Raw genomic sequence first — 6622 nt, forward strand, 5'->3', positions numbered from 1 at the left:
ACCATTGCCACGGGCCACGCCATGATGGGTTGGTCATTGGGTGCTGCTACTGGTAAGCTCGTTTCGGAAGTGATTTCAAACAAAAAAACGACATTGGATCTCGATGCGTTTGATCCAGATAGAACATTTTAGGGTAAATAATTAATTTTGATCGGTGTTTTATTCTCGCGGAGGCGCAAAGGCGCAGAGTTGATTGAATAAGTTTTGAAAGGGAAATAAGTTTTAATCAGAGAAACTCAGTGTCATCAGTGTTTTATTCCCGCAGAGGCGCAAGGGCGCAGAGTTGATTGAATAAGTTTTGAAAGGGAAATAAGTTTTAATCAGAGAAACTCAGTGCCATTCTGTTGAATCAATGTCATCAGCGTTCCAGCAATGAAATTGAAATCTATGTTGAAATCGAAATTGATCCTGATAGATGTATATAGGAGTTGAAAATTAGTATAATACGTTTAATAAGTGTCCAAAATACTTTTCTGTGAATCTCCGTGCCAGCTCTACGAATCTCTGTGAAATAACTTTCGCAAAGGCGCCAAGTCTCAAAGAAATCATCAGTGAAAATCTGTGTAATCGGTGTCCAAAAATCAGTTTCATATTTTCGTAGAGTAGTAGCAGTCTTAAATATTCAAAGAAGACCGGTCTTTTTTAAAATAATGTTTAATTTTGAACAGAAATAAAAATCTGTGCCAATCTGCTTAATCGGCGTCACTCGCCTGAACGAACGGGCAGGTCAGCGTTCTATTCTCGCAGAGTCGCAAGGACGCAAAGAGTTGATTGAATAAATTTTAATCAGAAAAACATCAGTGTCAATCTGTTAAATCAGCGTCATCTGCGTTCTTTTTCACACAAAGTGAATGTCAATTTTTAAAATAAAATAATTCATGAAAACAATCGGAATAGGTGGAAGTACAATTGAAGCCGAATTAAATGCAATAACTCCCACTGCACATTTGATCAACCCAATACAAAAAAGTGAGTTTTATGCACGGATAGACAAAGCTTGTAAATTGATGCAAGAGCAAAATGTACAGGTCATGTATGTTCATGCTGGCACCAATTTGTATTATTTTACAGGAATGAAGTGGAGTTCCAGTGAGCGTATGGTTGGTGCCTTATTGTTTGCTGATGGATCATTGCATTATATCGCACCCACTTTTGAAAAAGGTACGGTACTGGATTTTATGTTGATTGAAGGCACAGTCCATTGTTGGGCAGAACATGAAAGTCCGTATCAATTATTTGCGCAGATATGTTCTGAAAATGGAGTAGATGGCGGCGTGGTTTTTATGGATGAAAGCACCCCATTTTTTATTACCGATGGGATTGCAAAAGCACATTCAAAATTTAAACTTGTTAATGCCAAGCCTATAACTGCGGGATGTAGAATGATAAAATCTGAAGCTGAAATTGCTATCATTCAGAACATCATGAATATCACCTTAGAGGTCCAAAAAGCTGTCGCCCGAATATTATATGCTGGCATCAGTGCTAAAGAGGTGACAGACTTTATCCACGAAGCCCATAAACGTCATGGTGTTGCATCGGGATCCTATTTTTGTATTGTATTGTTTGGTGTGGATAGTTCTTTTCCACATGGTGTAAAATCGCCTAAAAACTTGGAAGATGGTGAAGTTGTACTTGTAGATACCGGCTGTCAACTGCATGGTTATATTTCAGATATTACACGAACGTACGTGTTTGGTGAAATCAACGAAACGCAAAGACGTATCTGGAATATAGAAAAAGAAACTCAGCTGGCCGCTTTTAATGCCTCACAGTTAGGCAATACATTATCTTCGGTTGATGATGCCTCGCGAATGGTTCTGGAAACTCACGGTCTAGGTCCTGATTATGATTTGCCGGGACTGCCACATCGTACAGGACATGGTATCGGGTTGGATATTCATGAATGGCCTTATGTGGTTAGAAATGAAGAGACGACTTTAGAATCTGGAATGTGTTTTAGTATCGAACCTATGATTTGCGTGCCCAACCAATTTGGCATTCGTCATGAAGACCATGTGTATATGACCCAACAAGGACCAAAATGGTTTACGGAACCTATGCTTTCAATTGAGAATCCTTTTGGAATATAGTTTTTAGGGCTTTATCTTCTCAATAAAACAGATGATGGATGTTTTTATTTAATTATCAGTAAATTATGTTTTTTTCATTTCTGTAATCTGAAGGCGTTCGTTTCTTAATTTCTTTAAATTGCCGATTAAAATTAGAAATGTTTTTAAATCCCGATTCATATGCAATTTCAGCAATGGTGAATTGGTTTTTTGAAAGCAATAACTTGGTGGCATGTTCTACGCGTAATTCGGTTAAAAACTGAAAATAAGTTTTGTTGGTTCGTTTCTTAAAGTATTTGCAAAATGCGTTTTTGGTCATGTTGGCCTTATCGGAGACCTCTTCTAAAGTAATATTGGTGGTAAAATTGGTCATTGTAAATTCAAAAATATCACGCATTCTGTTGCCTTCATCATCCGAGTATTTTTTTTCATATATAAAAGAGGACAAACTTTTGTATTCACATAAAGATCCAAATTTTAGTAATTTCAATAAAATTAAAAATTGATCAAATTTTTCGGCCGATCTTAATTCCAAAAATAAATCGGCCATTTTTTCTTTCTCTGAGATAGCTTTGAAACCATGTGTTGCCCTATTAAAAAAAGGCTGTAACATTTTGGTTTCTTCCAGTTCGAAAAAATTTTTTCCAAACGATTTTTTAGTAAAAAATAAACTGAGCATTTCAGATTTTTTAGGAATACTAGCGTCACTTTTAAAAATATGGGGTAAATAGCTTCCAATAATGATAATATCATTGGGTTTGTAATAATTGACCGTATCGCCAACAATGAGTTTGCCCTCGCCTTCAATAATAAAGCTCACCTGAATTTCTTCATGTTGATGTAATTTATCATAAAACAGATCTCCAATATCTTCTTGATAGACCAAGGCATCGTGTTCTGGTTTGGGTATTTTAAACGGAAGTACTTTCATAAAATCAAAATTAACAGCTTATCCAAAGCGTACTTTTACAATAGGTTATCTTTATAATGAGGCTCAAATTTCAGGCTTTTATTGTGAATCATAGCTTATACTATTCAAAAATAGTAATATTTATATCATATAGGGTAATATAGTATTAATGATTGATAAATTAGAACTATACGTCCATGTCTTTGTTGTATAACTTTGTTGTTTAATTATTAACATTAATAAAAACTGAAATTTATGAGCGTAAAATGGGAAGGCATTATGCCAGCAGTCACAACAAAATTTAATGACGATGATACTTTAGATTTTGCGATGTTTGAAACAAATATTAAAGCACAATTGGATGCTGGTGTTCATGGTATTGTTTTAGGTGGTACTTTAGGTGAAGCCAGCACTTTGACAGAGGCTGAAAAACGGAGTTTGACAAAAACAACCGTTGACATGGTAAAAGGTAAAGTACCTGTTATGATTACTCTTGCAGAGCAATCCACCAAAGGCGCCATAAAAGCTGCAAATATGGCTGAAGAAGATGGTGCATCAGGTTTGATGATGTTGCCACCAATGCGTTATAAATCTACCGATAGAGAAACTATTGAGTTTTTTAATGCTGTTGCAAAAAACACGTCTTTACCAATAATGGTGTATAACAATCCAGTAGATTATAAGATTGAAATTACCCATAAAATGTTTGATGAATTATTAAAACATGACAATATCGTAGCTGTAAAAGAGTCCACTCGTGATACGATGAACATCACCCGAATCAAAAATCGTTTTGGCGACCGTTTAAAGATTATGACGGGTGTTGATACGATTGCTTTTGAAAGTATGGTTCTTGGCGCCGATGGTTGGGTAGCTGGTTTGGTTTGCGCATTTCCTGCTGAAACCGTTGCTATGTATGAGTTGATCAAAGCTGGTAGAATAAATGAAGCTCGTGATATCCACAGATGGTTTATGCCATTATTTGAGTTGGACATTGTTCCAGAATTGGTTCAAAATATAAAATTGGCTGAGGTTTACACAGGTCTAGGTACCGAAAACGTACGTGCACCACGTTTACCACTTATTGGTGATGAAAGAGTATCTGCTATTAAAGTTATTGAGGATTGCTTGAAAACAAGACCAACTCTACCAGATTATAAAAATTTATAGTACTCTTTTTATATTTAGCATTCATTGGTTAGAATGGATCCGAATGCAATCAAGAATCTCATTAACTAATTTATTTTAGGTAGTGGGATTTCTTGGCTTCATGAGTTTTCATTACAATTAGTTGATGACCGTTATGCAAAGATTGAAGGAGCCATTAAAAATAACCATTAAAAACCTTATGATTTATGAAAAATATAGTTCAAATTGATGCCGATTTTATTGAGAAAAGCACAAATTTTCAAAGCTTGATTAGCGACTTGGAAATTATGTTTGCAGACAAAGAGCTTTTGGTGCCCATGCGCCACCATCACGATTTTCCTAATCCTGAGGTTGGGATGGAATCCACTTTGTTGCTCATGCCAGCTTGGAATCCAGGAAAAAATGCTGGTGTAAAGATAGCTACAGTCAGTCCTGCCAATGGTAAATTTGATTTGCCAGCCATTCAAGCCGTTTATATTTATTTAGATGCTTTAAAAGGTTCTATAAAAGCAATTATAGAAGCTAAAAGTTTAACGGTAAAACGTACCGCTGCGGCATCTGCATTGGCTTCGAAATTTTTAAGTAGAAAAAACTCTAAATCGCTGTTAATGCTTGGTACAGGAGCATTATCGCCAAATCTGATTAAAGCCCATGCGAGTGTTAGGCCTATAGAAGAGGTTTTTGTTTGGGGTCGGAATTTTGATAAGGCAAAAGCTATTTGCGATGCCTTAAGTGGTGAGCGTTTTAAAATAACGCCCATAAAAAATATCGAAGACAAAATTAGTGAAGTTGATATTATTTCATCGGCCACTCTTTCGGGGACGCCGATTGTTCTTGGTAAATTTTTACGACCGGGGCAGCATGTGGATTTAGTTGGGGCTTACCGTCCAGATATGCGTGAAGCAGATGATGATGCCATAAAAAAATCAAAAGTTTTTGTTGATACTTTTGAAGGTGGATTGAAAGAAAGTGGCGATATCGTAATTCCGTTAAAAACTGGAATATTGGCAAAAGAAGATATCAAGGCCGATTTGTTTTCAATGGCGTTAAATAAATCGTATTCAGGAAGAGATAGTGATGACAATACTGTAACTTTATTTAAATCTGTAGGACATGCTTTAGAGGACTTAGCTGCTGCAACCCATTATTATGATTTGTTTATGAGATAAAAATTTCTAAAAACCAATAAAAAGAGATGACAATCTGATTCAAACCAATTGCAGTTCGTTTTTATTTAGTTGACAAGGGGAGTCTAAAACCTAGGGTAATTGGGTTTAAAGCGATATTTCTTTTTCAAACACGAATATATTTTAAACCACAGTCGGTATAATAATCGGCTGTGGTTTTTTTGTTTATTTGGTTTGTGTTGTGAGAGTATATTTATATCTGCAAAAAGACTTCTTGTCATTTAGATTATACATTTATCTTATAGCCTAGTTCAACTTCACTGGCCACCTGACCACCCTCTATACCCCAGTTTTCTGGAGAAGCTTCCCTCAAAAGTATGAGTACATGGTCCTTAGGAATTCCTAAAGGTTCTAAGTTATCCACAATACTTTTGAATAAACTTCTTTTGGCATCAACTGAACGACCACTATAAGCATCAATATTGATGTAGGTGTAATATTCTGGCTTAGTTAAATTGGTTGGGCAGGCAAACCTGTCTGGCGAATGACTTACCAATCTTACAACCTTATCTGATGGCAGAATTTTGAATGCTGTTTGTAGCGCAGAATGGATCGCATCAATTATTTTAACCCCTTCTTCCTTGCTATAATCTTTTCGAACTTCTATTAAAACGCTTGGCATATTTTATGTTTTTTAATTTTATTTCTTTTTTTATTATTTATATGATAGATGTAAACTTACTTTACTATTGGTGCAGTATTAATATTGTTGATTAGTCCTAATTATTTAAGGACAGCGAGTCAAATATATACGCTTTAATTATATAATAGTATTGAAATGTGTTTGTTGGCGTTAAAAATGTTGCGATTGGGTAATATAGTATTATGAAAGGCTAAGATGTGAGAAAAAGATATAGATCATTCTGATTATTTTTGAGTAAATAGTACATACATATGAGAGCAGTATTTTTAAAATTAAATGTGTTTTTCTTAATTGTTTTTTTAGAGCGATTATCATAAAAGCTAAATAATTAAAGCCTATCCAACTTTCTACAGATGTATCAAATCTGTTGAGCAACGACCTAAAACTATCCAACAAGCATTGGTTCTTTCAATTATATGTCGCTCATTATAAAGCAACTGGTCAAGATATTCATCCCTATCTGTGTTTCCATTTCTTTTATTAAAATAAACATTGGCGTTTATCTCTTTTCTCTCACAATAAAGCCCAAACAATAGAGGAAAGTTCGTTTCACCTAATCATACTCAAATTACAAAACGGTTACATGAGTTTGCTACAGAATTCCAAAAAATCAAATCGCGTTCGGAATTAGGGGAGCAAACTTTTAATAGCATTATCCTAA

General features: G+C 35.1%; 5 protein-coding genes and 2 pseudogenes. 4 read left to right on the forward strand and 3 right to left on the reverse strand.

Features of this window, described 5'->3' with window-relative positions:
* Positions 1-132, forward strand: a pseudogene (locus tag VNJ50_RS02115) (amino acid dehydrogenase); the annotation flags it as partial.
* A gap of 746 nt (positions 133-878) precedes the next feature.
* The gene (locus tag VNJ50_RS02120) at positions 879-2093 is read left to right on the forward strand and encodes a Xaa-Pro peptidase family protein (protein WP_325578596.1); all 1215 of its coding nucleotides are present in this window, start codon (positions 879-881) and stop codon (positions 2091-2093) included.
* Between the two features lie 55 nt (positions 2094-2148).
* On the opposite strand, the gene VNJ50_RS02125 is transcribed toward VNJ50_RS02120, so the two are convergent.
* Positions 2149-3003, reverse strand: coding sequence for an AraC family transcriptional regulator (locus tag VNJ50_RS02125; RefSeq protein ID WP_325578598.1), 855 nt, complete (start codon positions 3001-3003; stop codon positions 2149-2151).
* A 234-nt stretch (positions 3004-3237) separates the two neighbouring features.
* Between VNJ50_RS02125 and VNJ50_RS02130 the strand changes: the two genes are divergently transcribed.
* A complete protein-coding gene (locus VNJ50_RS02130) occupies positions 3238-4152 on the forward strand; it encodes a dihydrodipicolinate synthase family protein (RefSeq protein ID WP_325578600.1) in 915 nt (304 codons plus the stop codon).
* Positions 4153-4337: 185 nt separating this feature from the next.
* On the forward strand, positions 4338-5300 hold the full coding sequence (locus tag VNJ50_RS02135) for an ornithine cyclodeaminase family protein (RefSeq protein ID WP_325578602.1): 963 nt from the start codon (positions 4338-4340) through the stop codon (positions 5298-5300).
* A 244-nt stretch (positions 5301-5544) separates the two neighbouring features.
* On the opposite strand, the gene VNJ50_RS02140 is transcribed toward VNJ50_RS02135, so the two are convergent.
* Entirely contained in the window at positions 5545-5940 is a 396-nt protein-coding gene (locus VNJ50_RS02140) for a tautomerase family protein (RefSeq protein WP_325578604.1), read from the reverse strand.
* A 303-nt stretch (positions 5941-6243) separates the two neighbouring features.
* A pseudogene (locus VNJ50_RS15645) lies at positions 6244-6470 on the reverse strand (IS5/IS1182 family transposase); the annotation flags it as partial.
* Between the last annotated feature and the right edge of the window lie 152 nt (positions 6471-6622).

It is taken from the genome of Gelidibacter sp., from assembly GCF_035577925.1.
Classification (GTDB): Bacteria; Bacteroidota; Bacteroidia; order Flavobacteriales; family Flavobacteriaceae; genus Gelidibacter.